Source organism: Kineococcus mangrovi, assembly GCF_041320705.1.
GTDB lineage: Bacteria > Actinomycetota > Actinomycetes > Actinomycetales > Kineococcaceae > Kineococcus > Kineococcus mangrovi.
This window is the reverse complement of sequence record NZ_JBGGTQ010000005.1, coordinates 330,831-347,373: the sequence shown is the minus strand read 5'-3', so window position 1 is coordinate 347,373 and position 16,543 is coordinate 330,831. Positions and strand designations below refer to the sequence as shown.

Here is a 16,543-nt window from a genome sequence, read left to right as displayed (position 1 = left end):
GCGGCCGGTCGCCTGTCCGGGTCACCCGTACGGTGCCTTCGTCCGCTCCGTCCGGATGACCCCCGCCCCCGGAGGCAGGGCTCTGGGAGACTGCCCCGCGTGTCCCACCCCGCCGGTCGGCTGATGCTGCTCGATTCCGCGTCCTTGTACTTCCGCGCGTTCCACGGTGTGCCGGACTCGGTGACGGCCCCGGACGGCACCCCGGTCAACGCGGTGCGCGGGTTCCTCGACTCCCTGGCCCACCTCGTGGGCACGTGGGGCCCGACCCGGCTGGTGGCGTGCTGGGACGAGGACTGGCGCCCGGCCTTCCGCGTCGACGCGCTGCCCTCGTACAAGGCCCACCGCGTCGGCGCCGACGGCACCGAGGACGCCCCGGACCTGCTGCTGCCCCAGGTCGACGTCATCGCGGGTGTGCTCGCCGCGCTGGGGATCGCGCGGGTGGGCGCCGCCGGCTACGAGGCCGACGACGTCATGGCCACGCTCGCCACCCGCTGCACCGCGACGAGCGGTGACCCCGTCGACGTCGTCACCGGTGACCGGGACCTGTTCCAGCTCGTCGACGACGCCGCCGGTGTGCGCGTCCTCTACTGCGGCAAGGGCGTCCGCAAGGCCGAGGTCGTCACGCAGGCGTGGCTGCGGGGCAGGTACGGCGTCGGCACCGGGCCGGCCTACGCCGACGCGGCCGTCCTGCGCGGGGACCCCTCCGACGGGCTGCCCGGGGTGGCCGGGATCGGGGAGAAGACCGCGGCCGCGCTCGTCAGCCGGTACGGCGACCTCGCGGGCCTGCTCGCCGCCGCCGACGACCCCGGTGCGCAGCTGCCGGCGGGTCAGCGCGCCAAGCTGCTCGCCGCGCGGGACTACCTCGCCGCCGCGCCCGTCGTCGTGCAGACGGTGCGGGACGTGCCGCTGGGTGAGGTCGAGGACGCGCTGCCCACCGCACCCGCCGACGCCGGACGGCTGGAGGCGCTCGCGCAGCGCTGGGGCCTGCGCTCCAGCGTCGACCGCGTCCTGGCCGCGTTCGCTCGAGGCTGACCGCGCGCAGTGGCCTCGTTGCCTCCCCGCGGCCGATGACCGGCCGCGGGGAGGCAACGAGGCAGAACCCGCGCCGCGCTCAGGTCTCGGTGAGGGAGGTGTGGGCGACGACACCGCGGCGGACGGCGTCGACGGCCTCGCGCGCCGCGGACCGCAGACCCGGGTCGAGCGAGGCGGCACCGATCTGGTCGAGCAGGTCCACCAGCTGCTTGCAGCGGCGGACGAAGTCGCCCGCGGCGAGGTCGGCCTCGCGCAGCACGGCGTCCAGGCGGTGCCCGCTGGCCCACCGGTGCACCGCCCACGCCAGTCCCGGGTCCGGTTCCCGCGTCATCGGCACCTTGTGGTGGTCCTCGCGGTCGGTGAGGTCGCTCCACAACCGGTGCGTCGCGGCGATCGCGTTCTCGGTGCGGCGCGGGATCCGGTCGGGCCGGCCGCCCTCGTCGCGGCGGGACTCGTGCACGAGGGTGGACACCGCCGCGGCCAGGTCGGCCGGTGGCAGCCCCGACCAGGCGCCCTGGCGCAGGCACTGCGCCACGAGCAGGTCCGTCTCGGCGTTGATCCGGCGCAGGGTGCGCCCGGCGTCGGTGACGGCACCGCCGTCGGCGGTGAGGTACCCCAGCTCGGCCAGCAGGTCGCACACCCGGTCGAAGGTCCGGGCGATGGTGCCGGTGCGGCCCTCGATCTTGCGCTGCAACCCCTGGGTGTCCCGGCGCAGCTTCTCCTCGCGCACGGCCCAGCGGGCGTGCTCCTCCCGCTGCGCGCAACCGTGGCAGGGGTGGGCGCGCACGGCCTCGCGCAGCCGGGCCAGCTCGGCGTCCTCCTGCGCGCCCGAGCCCTGCCGGCGCCGCGGCGGCGGGTCACCCCCGCCGGTCTCGGCGAGGGCGTTGCGCAGCGAGGAGGCGAGGTCGCGCCGCTCCTGCGGGGACCGCCAGTTGAAGCCCTTCGGGACGCGGACCCGGGCGACCGGGTCGACGGCGCCGGAGAAGTCGTGGACGTCGATGGTCCGCACCTGCCGGTCCTGGGACAGGATCCGGGGCGAGGGGCCGTCGAAACCCCTGCCCGGCACCAGGTCCAGCACGACGCCGAAGCTGGACCGGCGGCCCCCCGGCAGCCGGACCACGTCCCCGCGGGACAGGTTCTCGACCGTGGCGCGGGCCTCGGCGCGCCGGGCGGCCGCCCCGGCGCGGGACAGGTCCTTCTCCCGGTCCCCGACGGCCTGCCGCAGCGCGAAGTACTCCCCGAAGTCCCCCAGGTGGCACGTCATCGCCTCGGCGTACCCGGCGAGGGCCTCGGTCTGGTTCTTGATCTGCTGGGCCTGCCCGACGACGGCGCGGTCGGCCTGGAACTGCGCGAACGACGTCTCCAGGATGTCGCGGGCCCGGTCGCGCCCGACCTGCTCGACGAGGTTGACGGCCATGTTGTACGTCGGGCGGAAGCTGGAGCGCAGCGGCCACGTGCGCCGCGAGGCGAGCCCGGCGACCGCCTCGGGGTCGGTGCTGCCGGACCAGACGACGACGGCGTGGCCCTCCACGTCGATTCCGCGCCGGCCCGCGCGGCCGGTGAGCTGGGTGTACTCCCCCGGCGTCACGTCGACGTGGGTCTGCCCGTTCCACTTCACGAGCTTCTCCAGCACCACCGAGCGCGCCGGCATGTTCACGCCCAGGGCGAGGGTCTCGGTGGCGAACACGGCCTTGACCAGGCCGCGGGCGAACAGGTGCTCGACGGTCTCCTTGAACACCGGCAGCATCCCGGCGTGGTGGGCGGCCAGGCCGCGTTCCAGCCCCTCCAGCCAGCCCCAGTAGCCCAGGACGGCCAGGTCGGAGCTGGGGATCTCCGCGCAGCGCTCCTCGGCGACGGCGCGGATCTCCTTGCCCTCCTCCGGCGTGGTGAGCCGCAGCCCCCACGCCACGCACTGCTCCACGGCCGCGTCGCAGCCGGCGCGGCTGAAGATGAACGTGATGGCCGGCAGCAGCCCCGCCTGGTCGAGGGTGTCGAGCACCTGCGCCCGCGAGGCCGGGCGCCGGCCCCCACCGACGTGCCCACCACCACCACCGCCGCGGGGGGCGGGCCGGGCCTGCCCGCGCCGCCGGCCACGCCCGGGGTGCGAGGCGAGCCGGTCGGTGCGGACCTGCTGGCGGGACATCGCGACGAGCTCGGGGTTGACGATCGCGCCGGGCACGAGGGACCCCTCATCGCCCTCCAGCGGGTCGCCGTCGGGGTCGGTGAACAGGTCGTACAGGCGGTTCCCGACGAGCAGGTGCTGCCACAGCGGGACGGGACGGTGCTCGGAGACCACCACCTCGGTGTCCCCGCGGACGGTGTCCAGCCACGCCCCGAACTCCTCGGCGTTGCTGACGGTCGCCGACAACGAGGCGACGACGACGTCGGAGGGCAGGTGGATGATCACCTCCTCCCAGACCGCCCCGCGGGAGCGGTCGGCGAGGTAGTGCACCTCGTCCATGACGACGTAGCCGAGGCCGTCGAGCAGGGAGGACCCGGCGTACAGCATGTTGCGCAGCACCTCGGTCGTCATGACGACGACGGGCGCCTCACCGTTGACCGAGTTGTCCCCGGTGAGCAGACCGACGGCACCGGAGCCGTGCCGGGCGACGAGCTCGGCGTACTTCTGGTTCGACAGCGCCTTGATGGGCGTGGTGTAGAACGCCTTGCGGCCGGTGCGCAGGGCCAGGTGGGCGGCGAACTCGCCCACCACCGTCTTGCCGGCACCGGTGGGGGCGGCGACGAGGACACCGCGACCGGACTCCAGGGCCTGGCACGCCTGCAGCTGGAAACCGTCGAGGTCGAACCCGAGGGTGCCGGCGAACTGCGCGAGCTCGGTGCGGGACTCCTCGGTGCGGCGGCGCGCTGCCGCGTAGCGTTCCGCGGGGCTTGCCATGGTCGCGACAGTACATCGTGGTCCCCGGGCCCGCTCACGCCAGGACGGTCAGGGCCCCCGGCACGACCTCGCAGGTCACGGGCGTCCCGCCGAGGGGTTCACCGTCGGCGTGGGGCCGGGGTCTGCGCCCTTCCCGCCCCCCGTCGCCCAGGGGTTCGAGCACCACGCGCCGGGCCCGGTGGACCCTGACCTCGGGCAGCCCGACGTGCCGGCCGCGCCGGGCGCGCGGGAACAGCTGCAACGCCGCCACCGGGCTGAGGCGGTCCACGACGACCACGTCGAGCAGGCCGTCGGCGGGGTCGGCCTCGGGGGCCATGAGGATGCCGCCGCCGTAGCAGCGGGTGTTGGCGACCGCGACGAGGAGGCTGTCGAGGTCGTGGGCGACGCCGTCGAGGGTCAGGCGCACGGGCACCGCCCGCACCACCACCAGCTCCCGCAGCGCGGCGAGCGTGTAGCGGGCCGGGCCCCTGGGCCAGCGCCACGCGTTGGCGCGATCGTTGATGAGGGCGTCCACGCCGGAGGAGAGGATGCTGGCGAACCAGCCCGCACCACCGGCGTGCTCGACGCGGACGGCGTCGACGCGGCGGTGGCTGCCGGCGTGCAGGGCCCGGGCGACGGACTCCGCGGCGGCCACCGGGTTCCCCAGGGCGAGGTCCAGACCACGGGCGATGTCGTTGCCCGTCCCGGCCGGGACGATGCCCAGCGGGGTGCCGGTGCCGGCGACGGCCTCGACCCCGGCGTGCACGAGGCCGTCGCCGCCGACGACGACGAGGGCCTCGAACTCGCCCGTGCGCTCGCGGGCCGTGCGGGAGACCTGCGCCAGGTCCGGGCCGGACAGGTCGGTCACGTCGTGACCGAGGCAGCGCAGGGTCTGCAGCACCCGGGTGCCCGCGGCGCGGCCGTCCCCGCGACCCGCCGTCGGGTTCACGAGGAGGCCGACCCGCCCCCTGGAGCTCACCTGCGTCAGATGGTGCTGGCTTCGTCGTCGGACAGGTGCCCGTAGTCCGGCTCCGGGGAGTTCTTGCTGCGGCGCCGGTCGTTCAGCACGCAGATGACCATCGCGATGCCGAACAGGACGAGCAGCGGCAGCGCCAGCAGCAGCATCGTCGTGATGTCGGACGTCGGCGTCACGAGCGCGGAGAACAGGAAGCTGAGGAAGACGCTGATGCGCCACTGCTTGACGATCGTCCGGCCGGAGACCAGGTGGGCGAAGTTCAGGCCCACGAGGACGACGGGCAGCAGGAACCCGAGCCCGAAGGCCAGGATGATGCGCATGCAGAAGCTGAGGTAGATCTGCGCGTCGATGACGTTCGAGCCGTCCTCGGGGGTGAAGCCGATGAGGAAGGCCATGGCGTTGGGCAGGACGGAGTAGGCGATCGCCGCGCCGGCGAGGAACAGCGGCACCGCGGCGGCGATGAAGCCGACGGCGTAGCGCTTCTCCTTGCGGGTCAGCCCGGGGGTGATGAACGCCCAGAACTGCCACAACCAGAAGGGGCTCGAGATGAGGACCCCGACCCAGATCGCACCCTTGATGGCGAAGTCGAAGGCGGAGCCGACCTGCCCGAAGTTGATCGAGACGAGCGTGTTGCGCCGTGCCGCCTCGGTGAGGATCGGGTCCTGCAGCAGACCGAAGATCCCCCCCGAGAAGGACGGGACCCGCCAGAACGCCTCGCCCCACCCGCGCCACAGGAACCAGCCGAGGATGCTGCCGAGGACCAGGAAGATCCCCGCCTTGACCGCGCGGTTGCGCAGCTCCCTGAGGTGGTCCATGAGGGGCATGCGCCCCTCGGGGTCCCGGGGCGTGCGGCGTCGGCGGACGGTGGTCACGGCCATGTCAGCGGCGGGTGCTCGGTGCGGCGGGTCAGGAGGCGCGCGACTGCTGCTCGGCGTTCTTCTGCGCCGCGTCCTCGGCGGCGAGCTTGGCCTCGAGCGCGGTCGGCTCGGTGTCCTCGGTGCGGGTCGGAGCGGTGGCGGTGGTGGAGGGGGACGCCTTGGTCTCCTCCTTGCCGTCGTTCTTCATCTCCTTGACCTCGGACTTGAAGATGCGCATCGAGCGGCCCAGGCCACGCGCGGCGTCGGGCAGGCGCTTGCTGCCGAACAACGCGATGATCAGGACGACGAGGATGACGAGCACCCACGGGTGGTCGACGAGGTTGCGGAACATCAGTCCTCCAGTGTCGGTCGTTGCGCGGCCATCGTACGTCGCCGACGCCTGCACGTGGGACAAGCACGCGCTCCGAGTCGCTCCGGTGGTGGTCCGGCGGCGTCCTGCCGGGGGATCCTCGGGGAACTCCCGGGAAGCACTCGAGCCGCCCCGCCGACGCCGAGGCGTCCGCGGGGCGGCTCCAGGAGAGGTGTGGGGGCGGGCTCAGCGCACCGTGCGCAGACCGCGGGCGGCCAGCGAGGCGAGGTCGTCGCAGGAGTCGAGGACGAGGGCGAAGTCCAGGACGTCGTCCCAGGCGATGCTGGAGCCGGTGTGGGTCTCCATGGCCTCGGCCGGGATGGTCCAGCGCTCGACGGCGACACCGCCGGAGACCAGCAGCGCGACGACGTCCTCACCGGCGGGCTTGCGGACCTCGTCCTTGCACTTGGGGCAGCCGAACGCGTAGAAGGAGCGCTCCTTGGCCGAGCAGACCACGAGGCGGACCTGCTTGGGCGTGAGCTCGACGTCGCCGCAGCAGGGGCAGGAAGCCTTGATCGTGGTCATGTCGTGCACCTCTCGTCCGTGTGTTGGTCCGGCGGCGACCCCGCCGTCCGACACCCACTGCTTCGGCACGCTCCGGTGATCCCTTGAACAGCGAGTTCGGGCCGACCTTGACAGCTCCCGCGGGCGTGTGTTCCACACTGGGCCGACCCGGTGAGAGCAGCGCCTCAGGCGTAACGGGCCAGGGCCGCCGACGCTGCGTCACGGACCTGCACGGCCAGCTCCGGCGGGTCGACGACGCGGGCCCCGGCCCCCAGCCGCAGCAGCAGCCGGTGCACCCAGGAGGTGTCGGCCGTGCGCACCCGCACCCGCAGCGAGGCCTCCTCCCAGGCGTCCTCGGGGGCCTCCTGCACGGACTCCACGGGGTAGTAGTCGACGACCCAGGCGGCCTGCGGGGCCAGGTCGACCGTCACGACGAGGTCGTCGGGGCTGGGCCGGAACAGGTCGGTTGCCACGTCCCGGGACTGCGCCCGCGACGGCGGGGTCCCGTCGACGTCCAGGACCTGCGCGGTCTCGACGCGGTCGACGCGGAACAGCCGCACGCCCTCGGCGCGGTGGCACCAGGCCTCCAGGTACCAGCGGCCCTCCACGCTGACCAGCCGCATGGGGTCGACGTCGCGCTCGGTGCGCTCGTCACGGCTGGGCACGAGGTAGGACAGGTGCAGGCGGCGGTGCTCGCGCAGGGCGAGCCGGGCGGTCTCCAGGACGGCGGCGCTGGAGGAGTCGCTGACGTCGACCGCGACGTTGCGGGCCGCTCCCCCCGCCTCCCCGGTGGCCTCCGACAGCTTGGCCATGGCGCCTTCGAGGGCCTCCCGGTCGTGCAGGCCGGGGACCTCGGCCAGCGTCCGCAGCCCCACGAGCAGCGCGACGGCCTCGTCGACGGCCAGGCGCGCGGGCCGGGCGATGGGGTCGGCGTTGGACAGGTAGACGTGCCCGGACTCCCAACGGGCGTCGATGAGGTCGTCGGGCAGGTGCCCGGGGGTGCCGCAGACGAACAGCAGCTCGAGGTCGTGGACGAGGTCGTCCTGCGTGATGCCGAAGTGCTCGGCGGCCTCGTCCACCGGGATGCCCTGGTGGGTCAGCAGGTAAGGGACCATCGCCAGCAGCCGCGAGAGCCGCTCGGTGGAGGCGTTGCCGGTCACGGGCGCACCCCCGCCGCGCCGCGCAGGCGGCGCAGGACGGCCTCGCGCAGGTCCTCGGGCTCCAGGACGAGGACGTCGGCGCCGTAGGCGGCCAGCTCGTCGGCGGCCATCTCCACGTCGCTGACGTCGAGCACGACCAGGTCGTCGTCCCCCTCCGCGCGGGCCTGCACCGACCGGGCCCGCCGGCGCACGGCGAGCCCGGCCCCGGTCCGCACGAGCAGGCGCGCCTGGCGGGTCTGGACGGGCCCGACGCTGCGGCCGACGACCTCGCGCGGGTCGATGCCCTCGGGCACCTCGTAGGAGCCGGGACGGCCGATCCGCTTGACCGCCGAGGCGACGCGGGAGAGGCGGAACACGCGGGTGGCCTGCCGGTCCCGGTCGTGCCCGACGAGGTACCAGCGCCCGTGCCAGGACACGATGGCCCACGGCTGCACGTGCCGGACGGCCGGTTCGCCGCCGGCGCGGCGGTAGGTGAACTGCACGGGGGTGCGGTCGCGGGTGGCGGCGTAGAGGGGGTCGAAGGCCGGTTCGGCCGTCCGCACGCGCGGTTCGACGCCGATGAGGGAGCTCTCGTCCGGTTCCACGCCCAGGCTGCGCAGCTTCACGAGAGCGCGGGTGGCCGGTCCCGCCAGGCTCGCCTGCTGCCAGACGCGGCTGGCCAGGGACAGGACCGCCAGCTCGGCGGGGGTGAAGCGGATCTCGGGCAGCGCGTAGGCCTCCCGGTCGATGCGGTACCCGGCCTCGTCCTCGAAGAAGGGGTCCTGCCCGCCGGTCTCCAGCGGGACGCCCAGCTCGCGCAGGTCCTCCTTGTCGCGCTCGAACATGCGCTCGAAGGCGGCGGTCGTGGCGCAGTCGGCGTACTGCGGGACGGCGGTGCGGATCTGCTCCTTCGTCAGCCAGCGCCGGGTCGCCGACAACGCGATGACGAGGTTGAGCAGCCGCTCGGTCCGGCGGGCACCCCGAGCCGCGGCGGCGGCCCCGCCGGGGGCGGGTCCGGCGGCACGACTCGCAGCGGGGGTACTGGTCATGGTGCGGTGGACGCTACCGGAACGCGGGCCGCGCGCAGCCTGCGTACGCTCGGAAAGTGACGATCAGGTGGCGTTCTGCAACGGTCGATCGGCTCGGGGCGACGTGGGCGGGCTCGGTGGAGCTGCACGCCACCCTCACCTCCGGCCCCGAGGCCGGCACCGGGGTCAAGGCCCTGGCCCACCCCGACCTCGTCGGCACCCCCCGGCCCGGGGACCGGGTCCTGCTCAACGTCTCGGCGCTGGCCCGGGGCCTGGGCACCGGCGGCTACGCGCTCGTCGTCGCGCTGCCTGACGCCCTGCCCGAGGACCCGCCGCCGGGACCCGGGCACCTCGTCAAGGCCCGGTACACGCCGCTGCAGACGATGGTCCTGGGCGCCGACGACCAGGAGTCCGCGCACCACGACCTGCTCGCCGACGCCGACGACCTGGCCGGCACGCCCGTCGTGGTGGCCGACCTGCACTCGGCGCTGCCCGCGGTCGTCGCCGGGATCCGCGCCGACGCCCCCGGCGCGCGGGTCGCGTACGTCATGACCGACGGCGGCGCGCTGCCGGCCGCGTTCTCCCGCGCCGTGTCCGGGCTGCGCGAGGCGGGGTGGATCGCCGCCTGCGTCACCACCGGCCAGGCCTTCGGCGGGGACCTGGAGACCGCCACCGTCCACACCGGCCTGCTGGCCGCCGTCCTCGTCACCGGCGCCGACGTCGTCGTCGTCGCGCAGGGGCCGGGCAACCTCGGGACCGGCTCGCGCTGGGGGTTCTCCGGGGTCGCCGCCGGGGAGGCGCTCAACGCCGCCGCGGTGCTGGGCGGGCGGCCCGTGGCGGCCCTGCGGGTCTCCGAGGCCGACGCCCGGCCCCGGCACCGCGGGATCTCCCACCACTCCCTGACCGCCGTCGGGCGGGTCGCCCTGGCCCCCGCCGACGTGCCCGTGCCCGACACCCCCGGCCCGTTCGCCGACGGCGTGCGGGAGCAGGCGCGGTCGCTGTGCGGGCGGCACCGCTACGTCGAGGTCCCCGCGGCCGGGCTGGAGGAGGCGCTCGCGACCAGCCCCGTGCGGCTGTCGACGATGGGGCGGGGGCTGGAGGCCGACCGGGCGAGCTTCGTGGCCGCCGCCGCGGCCGGCCGGCACGCCGCGGCGCTGCTGACCCGGACGTGACGAGACCCCCCGGGCAGACTGCCCGGGGGGTCTCGTGCGCAGTCGTGCGGGAGGTCAGCTCACTTCACGTCGACGAGGTCCACGACGAAGATCAGGGTCTCCCCGCCCTTGATGGCGCCGCCGGCGCCGCGGTCGCCGTAGCCCAGGTGCGGGGGGATGACCAGCTTGCGCCGGCCACCGACCTTCATGCCCAGCAGGCCCTGGTCCCAGCCCTGGATGACCATGCCGGCCCCCACGGGGAAGTCCAGCGGCTGGCCGCGGTTCCAGGAGGAGTCGAACTCCTCACCGGTGCTGAACGCCACGCCCACGTAGTGCGCGCTGACGGTCTTGCCGGGCGTCGCCTCGGTCCCGTCACCGACGATCTCGTCGGTGATGACGAGGTCGGTGGGCGGTTCGCCCTCGGGGAAGTCCACTTCGGGCTTGGTGCGTTCGCTCATGCCCCGACCCTACCCACCGGGTCCGGTGGCTCCCGGCCCCACCGGACCCGTGCGGGCTCAGCACTCGGCTCAGAACCCGTCGAGGATGTCCACGACGAAGACGAGGGCGCCGGCCGGGGCGTTCGGGTTGCTCGGCTCCTCGCCGTAGGCCTGCTCGGCGGGGATCACGAGCTCGACGCGGCTGCCGATCTTCTGACCCACCAGCCCGTCGTCCCACCCGGGGATGACGTTGCCCTGGCCGATGACGAAGGAGAAGGGCTCACCCCGCGTCCAGGACTGGTCGAAGACCTCACCGTCGGCCAACCGGGCGCCCAGGTACTGCACGGACAGGTTCATGCCCGCCGTCACCTCCGGGCCGGTGCCCTCGATGAGGGGCTGCACGACCAGGTCGGCCGGCGGGGTCGGGTCGGCGATCTCGAAGCCGGTCGGCACGCCCTGGTCGTTCGTGACGACGGTGGGCAGCCCGGCCGGCGGGGTCACCGGCGCCCCCTCCGCCGCGGTCGGCACGACCTTGACGACGTCGGCGACGACGACGATCGTCGTGGACGCGTCGACGTTCTCCTTCTCGAACTGCTGCACCGCGTCGCCGAAGCCGTCGTCGGGGGCGATGGCGATGACGAGGCGGTCCCCGACGTGGGCGCCGACGAAGCCGCGGGCCAGCCCCTTGGTGATGTTCGCCAGCTCGAAGCGGGCCGGTGTCCCGCCGTAGCTGGTGTCCAGCTCCTCCCCCGTGGACCCGGCGTACAGGGTGTAGTCGAAGACGACCTTGTCGTCCACCCCCACCTCGGGCCCGGTGCCCTGGGTGATGACCTTGCGGGAGGTCTCGGACACCGTCAGGGGCGGGGTGAACACCACCGTCGGCTTCACCCCGGGGGTCACGCCCTCGGTGACGTCCACGGGCAGGGTGTCATCGGTCACCGCCGGCTCGATCGCGTTGGCCGACGCGGACGCCGACGAGGTCTGCTCACTCGGGGTCGGGGTGTCTCCCTCGGACGCGCACGCGCCCAGCAGGGACATCGCCAAGGCGGCGGACGCGGACATCAGGGCGGTACGGCGGCGCACGAAGGTCCTCACTCATCGACGGGTCGAACCGGGTCAGCGTAACCGCGCGGCCTGGGCGCCCGCCGATGGATCCTCACATGCTGTCGATGAGCCGTTCCACCCTGTCGTCGACAGCCTTGAACGGGTCCTTGCACAGGACCGTCCGCTGGGCCTGGTCGTTGAGCTTCAGGTGCACCCAGTCCACCGTGAAGTCGCGGCGCTTGTCCTGCGCGGCGCGCACGAAGTCCCCGCGCAGCTTGGCCCGCGTCGTCTGCGGCGGCACGCTGAGCGCCTCGAAGACCTCGATGTCCGAGCACACCCGCTCGGCCATGCCCCGCTGGGCCAGCAGGTAGTGCAGCCCCCGGCCCCGGTGGATGTCGTGGTAGGCCAGGTCCAGCCGCGCGATGCGCGCCGACGTCAGCGGCAGGTCGTGCTTGGCCATGTACCGGTCCAGCAGCTTCTTCTTGATGACCCAGTCGACCTCCCGGTCCACCAGGGAGAAGTCCTGCGTCTCCACCGCCCGCAGCGCCCGCTCCCACAGGTCCAGGACCCGCTTCACCGTCGGGGTCTGCAACCCGCGGTGCTCGACGAATTCCTTGGCCCGCTCCAGGTACTCCCCCTGGATCTCCAGCGCGGACGCCTCCCGGCCGTTGGCCAGGCGCACCGGCTTGCGGCCCGTCGGGTCGTGGGAGATCTCCCGGATCGCCCGGATCGGGTTCTCCATCGTCATCTCCCGCAGCGGCACCCCCTCCTCGACCATCCGCAGGACGAGGTCGGTGGCGCCGAGCTTGAGCATCGTCGTCGTCTCGGACATGTTCGAGTCGCCCACGATGACGTGCAGGCGCCGGTACCGCTCGGCGTCGGCGTGCGGCTCGTCCCGGGTGTTGATGATCGGCCGGCTGCGGGTCGTCGCGGAGGAGACGCCCTCCCAGATGTGGTCGGCCCGCTGCGACAGCGAGTACACCGCACCCCGCGGCGTCTGCACGACCTTGCCCGCGCCCACCACGAGCTGACGCGAGACCAGGAAGGGGATGAGGACGTCGGACAACCGGCCGAACTCCCCGTGCCGGGACACCAGGTAGTTCTCGTGGCAGCCGTAGGAGTTGCCCGCCGAGTCGGTGTTGTTCTTGAAGAGGAACACCTCCCCGGCGATCCCCTCCTCCTCCAGCCGCCGCTCGGCGTCGGTCAGCAGACCCTCCAGGGTCCGCTCACCGGCGCGGTCGTGCACGACCAGCTGGCGCACGTCGTCGCACTCGGGCGAGGCGTACTCCGGGTGCGAGCCCACGTCGAGGTACAGACGTGCCCCGTTCTTGAGGAACACGTTGCTCGAACGGCCCCACGACACGACCTTGCGGAACAGGTACCGCGCCACCTCGTCCGGGGACAGCTTGCGCTGACCCTCGAAGGCGCAGGTGACGCCGAACTCCGTCTCCAGCCCGAAGATCCGGCGATCCATCTCCCCACCTTAGGCACACGGGCGCCGTGCGGCGCAGCGAGACGCGCGAGACCACCCCCGCGGCACCGGCTACCCCTGGGGGTCGAGCAACCCCGCCAGGGTCGGTCCGGTGAGCCGGCGGAACGTGCGGCGCTCGCGGGTGCGGTCCAGCACGGCGACCTCGAGCTGGTCGGCGGCGATGGGTCGCGGGCCCTGACCCGCGGCCTCGGCGGCCGCGTCCGAACCGAGGGCCTCCACGGCCAGGCGCAGCGCCGCGGACAGGGACAGCCCCGGTGCCCAGCGTTCGCGCAGCTTGGCGGTGATCTGCTCGGCCGACCCGCCCATGGCGACGAAGCCGTGCTCGTCGGCCACGGACCCGTCGTAGGTGAGGCGGTAGACCTGGTCGGTCTCGGGGGTCCGGCCCACCTCGGCCACGACGATCTCGACCTCGTAGGGCTTGGACTCGGTGGTGAAGATCGCCCCGAGGGTCTGGGCGTAGGCGTTGGCCAGCCCGCGGGCGGTGACGTCGGAGCGGTCGTAGGAGTACCCGCGCACGTCGGCGTACCGGACGCCGGCCACCCGCAGGTTCTCGAACTCGTTGTACTTGCCGACGGCGGCGAAGGCGACGCGGTCGTAGATCTCGGAGATCTTGTGCAGCGCCCGGGAGGCGTTCTCGGAGGCGAAGACGATGCCGTCGGCGCAGGCGACGACGACGACGGCCCGCCCGCGCGCGATGCCCTTGCGCGCGTAGTCGGCCTTGTCCTTCATCAACTGCTCGGGCGAGACGTAGAAGGGGACGCTCATCGCTCAGGCCTCCTGTCCCGTGATGCCGGGGTTGCCCCCGGGGTTGCCGCGCCGACCGGCCACGACGGCCTCGACGACGGGTTCGAGCTCGGCGTCGGGGACCTTGCGGAACCCGGCGGCGGTGACGACGCCCACGACGGGCCAGATCTTGCGCAGCAGGTCCGGGCCGCCGGTGGCCGAGTCGTCGTCGGCGGCGTCCCACAGGGCCTCCAGCGCGACCCGCACGGTCTGCGCCTCGTCCATGCCGGGCCGGTACAGCTTCTTCAGCGCGCCGCGGGCGAAGACCGAGCCGGACCCCACGGTGTGGTGGTCGTGCTCCTCCGACCGCCCGCCGGTGACGTCGTAGCCGACGATGCGGCCACGGCCGGCGTCCAGGTCGTACCCGGCGAACAGCGGGACGACGGCCAGGCCCTGCATGGCCAGGCCCAGGTTCCCGCGGATCATGGTGGAGAGGCGGTTCGCCTTGCCCTCGAAGGACATCAGCGTCCCCTCGAGCTTCTCGAAGTGCTCCAGCTCGACCTGGAACAGCCGGATCATCTCCACGGCCAGGCCCGCGACGCCGGCGATCCCGGCGCAGGAGTGCTCGTCGGTCTGGAACACCTTGGTGATGTCGCGCTGGGCGATCACCGGGCCCGCGGTGGCGCGGCGGTCCCCGGCCATGACGACCCCGTCGGCGAACACGATCGCCACGATCGTCGTGGCGTGCGGGGCCTGCCCCGCACCGGGGCCGCCGCCGGGCAGCGCACCGGCCGGCAGGGTGCGGGCGGCGGGCAGGACGTCCGGCGAGTACTCGCGCACGAACTCGGTGAAGGACGACGACCCGGGCCGCAGGAACGCGGCCGGCAACCGTCCCGACTGGTCGCTGGAGTGGTTCACCCCAGCGACCCTACCCGGCGGGGCCGTGACCCCGCCGGGACGGACCGTGGCCGGGGTGCGGGGCGGCTACTGGCCGCCCTTCTGCACGAAGCCGCGCACGAACTCCTCGGAGTTGGACTCCAGGACCTCGTCGATCTCATCGAGCAGGGCGTCGACGTCGGCGTCGGTCTCGGAGCTCTTGGCGGACGTCTGGCCCGCTCCCTGGGCCGGGACCGCGGGGACGTCCTCGGTCTCGTCCTCGCGCCGGCTCGGGCGCTGCTGCTCCTGTCCAGGCATGGCTGGCTCCCCCTGACGTGTCGGACCCCACCGGACCAGCCGGTCCGGTACCTGCCCACGACACTAACCCCGCACCACCGCCGGTGGCCCGATCTGCGGCGCACGTCACCGGGCCGTCACCGGACCGCGACCCGGCGACGGGTCAGCCGGTGAGCGCGGCGACGAGGTCCTCGGCGCTCTCGCAGCGGTCCAGCAGCGCCCCGACGTGCTCGCGGGTCCCGCGCAGCGGTTCCAGGGTCGGCACCCGCTGCAGCGCGCCGCGACCGGCGACGTCGAAGATCACCGAGTCCCAGCTCGCGGCCGCCACGCGGGCGCCGTAGCGGGCCAGGCACTCCCCGCGGAAGTAGGCGCGGGTGTCCGTCGGCGGGTGGTCCACGGCGTGGGCGACCTCCTGCTCGCTCAGCAGCGTCTCGACCTGCCCCCGCTGCGCCAGCTTGCGGTGCAGGCCCTTCTCCGGGCGCACGTCGGACCACTGCAGGTCCACCGCCTGCAGGCGGGCGTTGTCCCAGTCCAGCCCGTCGCGGGAGCGGTACCCCTCCAGCAGGCGCAGCTTGGCGACCCAGTCGACCTCCCGGGCCGCGGAGAACACGTCGGTCTCCAGCCGGCCCAGCACCTGCTCCCAGCGCGTCAGGACCTCGGCGGTGTCGGCGTCGACGTCGGCGCCGTAGCGGTCGGCGACGTAGGCATGCGCGGCCTCCAGGTAGGCCCGCTGCAGCTGCACGGCGCTCATCCGGCGCCCGTCGCGCAGCCGGACCAGGTGGGTCAGGCCCGGGTCGTGGGAGACCTCGTGCAGGGCCCGGACCGGTTCGGACAGCAGCAGGTCCCCCGCCGGGCCGCCCTCCAGCCAGCCGTCCTCCAGCATCGCCAGGACCAGGGAGGTGGTGCCGACCTTCAGCAAGGTGGCGACCTCGCACATCGTGGCGTCCCCGACGATGACGTGCAGGCGGCGGTACTTGTCCACGGTGGCGTGCGGTTCGTCGCGGGTGTTGATGATGGGCCGCTTCATCGTCGTCTCCAGCCCCACCTCGACCTCGAAGAAGTCGGCGCGCTGGCTGATCTGGAAACCGGCCTCGCGCGAGTCCTGCCCCAGGCCCACGCGACCGGCGCCGGTGAAGACCTGCCGGGAGACGAAGAACGGGGTGAGGTGGCGCACGACGTCGCCGAACGGGGTGGACCGGCTCATGAGGTAGTTCTCGTGGGTGCCGTAGGAGGCGCCCTTGCCGTCGGTGTTGTTCTTGTAGATCGTCACCGGCGTCAGACCGGGGGTGGCCGCGACGCGGCGCAGCGACTCCAGCAGGATCGCCTCCCCCGCCCGGTCCCAGCGCACCGCGTCGCGGGGGGTGAGGACCTCCGGGGAGGAGTACTCGGGGTGGGCGTGGTCGACGTAGAACCGGGCCCCGTTGGTGAGGATGACGTTGGCCATCGTCGGGTCCTCGGTCTCCGCGCTCACCACGTCCGAGGCGTTCGGCGTGGCCCGGCGCGGGGCGTCGGTGAGCTGGGAGGGGTGGGCCCTGGCCCGGTCCACCTCGAACCCGCGCGCGTCGCGCAGCGGGGCCTCGTCCTCGTAGTCCCAGCGCGGCCGGGTCCGACCGCCGGCAGTGGCGGTGGCGTAGGCGTTGACGACCTGCGCCGACAGCAGCATCGGGTTGGCCCCGGGGTCGCCGGGCACCGAGATCCCGTACTCCGTCTCGATCCCCACCACGCGGCGCACCGTCATGGGC

The 16,543-nt window shown here is 73.8% G+C and carries 16 protein-coding genes; 2 read left to right on the top strand and 14 right to left on the bottom strand.

Going from position 1 to position 16,543, the window contains the following annotated elements; all coding sequences use genetic code 11:
- Window positions 1-123: 123 nt before the first annotated feature.
- Window positions 124-1,032 (top strand): 5'-3' exonuclease, encoded by a 909-nt coding sequence (locus tag AB2L28_RS13010; protein WP_370719454.1) that lies wholly within the window; start codon window positions 124-126, stop codon window positions 1,030-1,032.
- 79 nt (window positions 1,033-1,111) lie between these two features.
- Here the strand turns inward: AB2L28_RS13010 and AB2L28_RS13005 are convergent, their stop codons facing one another.
- The 7 genes from AB2L28_RS13005 to AB2L28_RS12975 all read right to left on the bottom strand — a co-directional run bounded on the left by AB2L28_RS13005 (window position 1,112) and on the right by AB2L28_RS12975 (window position 8,802).
- The gene (locus tag AB2L28_RS13005; protein ID WP_370719386.1) at window positions 1,112-3,928 is read right to left on the bottom strand and encodes a DEAD/DEAH box helicase; all 2,817 of its coding nucleotides are present in this window, start codon (window positions 3,926-3,928) and stop codon (window positions 1,112-1,114) included.
- Window positions 3,929-3,962: 34 nt separating this feature from the next.
- The gene (locus AB2L28_RS13000) at window positions 3,963-4,886 is read right to left on the bottom strand and encodes a diacylglycerol/lipid kinase family protein (protein WP_370719385.1); all 924 of its coding nucleotides are present in this window, start codon (window positions 4,884-4,886) and stop codon (window positions 3,963-3,965) included.
- A gap of 5 nt (window positions 4,887-4,891) precedes the next feature.
- Window positions 4,892-5,698 carry a twin-arginine translocase subunit TatC gene (gene tatC, locus AB2L28_RS12995; RefSeq protein ID WP_370719384.1) on the bottom strand — a complete coding sequence of 269 codons (807 nt, stop codon included), beginning with the start codon at window positions 5,696-5,698 and terminating at the stop codon, window positions 4,892-4,894.
- A gap of 91 nt (window positions 5,699-5,789) precedes the next feature.
- Window positions 5,790-6,092 carry a Sec-independent protein translocase subunit TatA gene (gene tatA, locus AB2L28_RS12990; protein ID WP_370719383.1) on the bottom strand — a complete coding sequence of 101 codons (303 nt, stop codon included), beginning with the start codon at window positions 6,090-6,092 and terminating at the stop codon, window positions 5,790-5,792.
- A 204-nt stretch (window positions 6,093-6,296) separates the two neighbouring features.
- Window positions 6,297-6,635, bottom strand: a complete 339-nt coding sequence (locus tag AB2L28_RS12985; protein WP_370719382.1) for a hypothetical protein — start codon at window positions 6,633-6,635, stop codon at window positions 6,297-6,299.
- 164 nt (window positions 6,636-6,799) lie between these two features.
- Complete coding sequence (locus AB2L28_RS12980; protein WP_370719381.1) at window positions 6,800-7,774, bottom strand: helix-turn-helix transcriptional regulator; 975 nt, start codon at window positions 7,772-7,774, stop codon at window positions 6,800-6,802.
- Window positions 7,771-8,802: a helix-turn-helix transcriptional regulator gene (locus AB2L28_RS12975; RefSeq protein ID WP_370719380.1), complete on the bottom strand. Its 1,032-nt coding sequence runs from the start codon at window positions 8,800-8,802 to the stop codon at window positions 7,771-7,773. The genes AB2L28_RS12980 and AB2L28_RS12975 overlap by 4 nt, the downstream gene beginning before the upstream one ends.
- Before the next feature lie 56 nt (window positions 8,803-8,858).
- Between AB2L28_RS12975 and AB2L28_RS12970 the strand changes: the two genes are divergently transcribed.
- A complete protein-coding gene (locus AB2L28_RS12970) occupies window positions 8,859-9,953 on the top strand; it encodes a DUF3866 family protein (protein WP_370719379.1) in 1,095 nt (364 codons plus the stop codon).
- A gap of 59 nt (window positions 9,954-10,012) precedes the next feature.
- Here AB2L28_RS12970 and AB2L28_RS12965 read toward each other — a convergent pair whose 3' ends face one another.
- The 7 genes from AB2L28_RS12965 to dop form a co-directional block, all read right to left on the bottom strand.
- The gene (locus tag AB2L28_RS12965) at window positions 10,013-10,390 is read right to left on the bottom strand and encodes an FKBP-type peptidyl-prolyl cis-trans isomerase (RefSeq protein WP_370719378.1); all 378 of its coding nucleotides are present in this window, start codon (window positions 10,388-10,390) and stop codon (window positions 10,013-10,015) included.
- 69 nt (window positions 10,391-10,459) lie between these two features.
- On the bottom strand, window positions 10,460-11,308 hold the full coding sequence (locus AB2L28_RS12960; protein WP_370719377.1) for an FKBP-type peptidyl-prolyl cis-trans isomerase: 849 nt from the start codon (window positions 11,306-11,308) through the stop codon (window positions 10,460-10,462).
- A gap of 217 nt (window positions 11,309-11,525) precedes the next feature.
- Window positions 11,526-12,887, bottom strand: a complete 1,362-nt coding sequence (gene pafA, locus AB2L28_RS12955; protein ID WP_370719376.1) for a Pup--protein ligase — start codon at window positions 12,885-12,887, stop codon at window positions 11,526-11,528.
- Window positions 12,888-12,956: 69 nt separating this feature from the next.
- Window positions 12,957-13,670: a proteasome subunit alpha gene (gene prcA / locus AB2L28_RS12950; RefSeq protein ID WP_370719375.1), complete on the bottom strand. Its 714-nt coding sequence runs from the start codon at window positions 13,668-13,670 to the stop codon at window positions 12,957-12,959.
- Window positions 13,671-13,673: 3 nt separating this feature from the next.
- Entirely contained in the window at window positions 13,674-14,546 is an 873-nt protein-coding gene (gene prcB, locus AB2L28_RS12945; protein WP_370719374.1) for a proteasome subunit beta, read from the bottom strand.
- Window positions 14,547-14,612: 66 nt separating this feature from the next.
- Window positions 14,613-14,822, bottom strand: coding sequence for a ubiquitin-like protein Pup (locus AB2L28_RS12940; RefSeq protein WP_370719373.1), 210 nt, complete (start codon window positions 14,820-14,822; stop codon window positions 14,613-14,615).
- Window positions 14,823-14,964: 142 nt separating this feature from the next.
- Window positions 14,965-16,539, bottom strand: a complete 1,575-nt coding sequence (dop, locus tag AB2L28_RS12935) for a depupylase/deamidase Dop (RefSeq protein WP_370719372.1) — start codon at window positions 16,537-16,539, stop codon at window positions 14,965-14,967.
- Window positions 16,540-16,543 lie beyond the last annotated feature (4 nt).

Bases quoted from the DNA above. Each gene is read 5' to 3' on its own strand.
- AB2L28_RS12985 (WP_370719382.1), bottom strand. From the start codon at position 6,635: ATGACCACGATCAAGGCTTCCTGCCCCTGCTGCGGCGACGTCGAGCTC.
- AB2L28_RS12975 (WP_370719380.1), bottom strand. From the start codon at position 8,802: ATGACCAGTACCCCCGCTGCGAGTCGTGCCGCCGGACCCGCCCCCGGC.
- AB2L28_RS13005 (WP_370719386.1), bottom strand. From the start codon at position 3,928: ATGGCAAGCCCCGCGGAACGCTACGCGGCAGCGCGCCGCCGCACCGAG.
- pafA (WP_370719376.1), bottom strand. From the start codon at position 12,887: ATGGATCGCCGGATCTTCGGGCTGGAGACGGAGTTCGGCGTCACCTGC.
- tatA (WP_370719383.1), bottom strand. From the start codon at position 6,092: ATGTTCCGCAACCTCGTCGACCACCCGTGGGTGCTCGTCATCCTCGTC.
- tatC (WP_370719384.1), bottom strand. From the start codon at position 5,698: ATGGACCACCTCAGGGAGCTGCGCAACCGCGCGGTCAAGGCGGGGATC.
- prcA (WP_370719375.1), bottom strand. From the start codon at position 13,670: ATGAGCGTCCCCTTCTACGTCTCGCCCGAGCAGTTGATGAAGGACAAG.
- AB2L28_RS13010 (WP_370719454.1), top strand. From the start codon at position 124: ATGCTGCTCGATTCCGCGTCCTTGTACTTCCGCGCGTTCCACGGTGTG.
- AB2L28_RS12940 (WP_370719373.1), bottom strand. From the start codon at position 14,822: ATGCCTGGACAGGAGCAGCAGCGCCCGAGCCGGCGCGAGGACGAGACC.
- AB2L28_RS12965 (WP_370719378.1), bottom strand. From the start codon at position 10,390: ATGAGCGAACGCACCAAGCCCGAAGTGGACTTCCCCGAGGGCGAACCG.
- dop (WP_370719372.1), bottom strand. From the start codon at position 16,539: ATGACGGTGCGCCGCGTGGTGGGGATCGAGACGGAGTACGGGATCTCG.